Annotated in this window: 1 pseudogene; it reads right to left on the bottom strand. The window is 74.8% G+C overall.

From position 1 onward, the window contains the following. Positions 1-981: pseudogene (locus tag ACYVE7_RS34650) on the bottom strand (helix-turn-helix transcriptional regulator); the annotation flags it as partial.

Genomic DNA, 981 nt, shown 5'->3' with positions numbered 1-981 from the left:
CGGCGCGGGCGGCCCGGAGCGCGGCGTCGCCGTCGCCCAGCCACAGGTAGTGCTCGGCGGCCAGCCCTTCGGACATGTAGATCGCGAAGGAGTCGGCCCGCAGGTCGACGGCGCGGATCCGGTCGATCCGCACCTGCGCGGCGGGCACGCCCCTGGCGACGTCGAGGAAGAGCGCCCACGCCGACACCTGGGCCTCGCCCATCGTGGTGGCCTCGATGGGCAGGGCGGCGGCGAGTTCGGCGGCCCTGGTCCAGTCGCCGATGGAGTAGGCCACGAGGAGCCGGAGGGAGCGGGCGTAGATGCCGTAGCTGCTCCAGCCGAGCCCGGCCGCCTCGACCTCGCCGATGGTCCGTTCGATGGCGTCCCGTGCGCCCGCCAGGTCGGCCCGGTCGTATTTGGCGCGCGCCCAGGAGTAGGCGGCCCGCAGGTACATCTCGGGGTAACGCAGGTCGCGGCCGATCCGGTAGGCCTCGGCGAACAGCCGCAGGCCCTCCTCCTCGGAGCTTCTGGCCTCGAGGTGGCCGCCGAGCGTGACCAGGGTGCTGGCCTCGGCGTCGCGCGCGCCGGTCGCCCGCGCCCCGGCCAGGGCCTCCTGGGTGGCGGCGTCGAACACGGCGTCGGGGTCGGTGAACCGGCCTTCGGGGTCGCTGAACCAGAAGGTGCGGACATAGCTGGCCAGCAGCCTGGTCCGCTGGACGGTGGGCGGGTCGGACGGCAGCGGCGCGAGCGCGTTCTCCGCGATCTTCGCGGCGTCGGCGTCCCGGTCGAGTTCGGCCAGGTAGTAGGTGAGGCGTTCGGCGACCTCGGCGTGGTGGAGCAGGTCGGTGGCGGGGTCGGTCTGGTCGAGCAGCGCCTGGAGCCGGTGCACGGCCCGTTTGACCTGCCCGGCGCGCGCGTCGGCGCCGACGGCCAGCAGCGACGGCTGGATCCGGTCGGCCCCGGCGGCGGTCTCGGGGTCGGGCACCCGCTCCCAGAGCGACA

It is taken from the genome of Actinocorallia lasiicapitis (genome assembly GCF_054778695.1).
Note: the sequence above shows the minus strand (reverse complement) of the source record. Positions and strands in the feature narration are given on the sequence as shown.